The sequence below is a fragment of the Vibrio sp. 10N.222.49.C9 genome, assembly GCF_041474985.1.
In the GTDB taxonomy this organism is placed as follows: Bacteria; Pseudomonadota; Gammaproteobacteria; order Enterobacterales; family Vibrionaceae; genus Vibrio; species Vibrio crassostreae_C.
This window is the reverse complement of the sequence record NZ_JBFRVD010000952.1, coordinates 1-271: the sequence shown is the minus strand read 5'-3', so window position 1 is coordinate 271 and position 271 is coordinate 1. Positions and strand designations below refer to the sequence as shown.

1 protein-coding gene is annotated in these 271 nt (G+C 48.0%); it reads left to right on the top strand.

The annotated features are described in order from the left end of the window. On the top strand, positions 1-271 hold a 271-nt coding region (locus AB4585_RS26370), incomplete at both ends, for a sulfatase-like hydrolase/transferase (protein WP_372171711.1).

Genomic DNA, 271 nt, shown 5'->3' with positions numbered 1-271 from the left:
CTATTAACTTCATTGAGCGAGCAGTGAAAGCCGACAAGCCGTTCTTTACTTGGTATTGCCCATCAAGGGGACATGTGTGGACCCATCTTTCACCTAAGTATGAAGCCATGCTTGGTCAAAATGGTTGGGGATTGCAAGAAGTGGTCATGAAGGACTTGGATGATCATGTGGGAGAGATGCTCGCTAAGCTTGAAGAGTTAGGGGTAGCCGACAATACCATTGTGATGTTCACCGCGGATAACGGCCCTGAGATTATGACTTGGCCTGATGG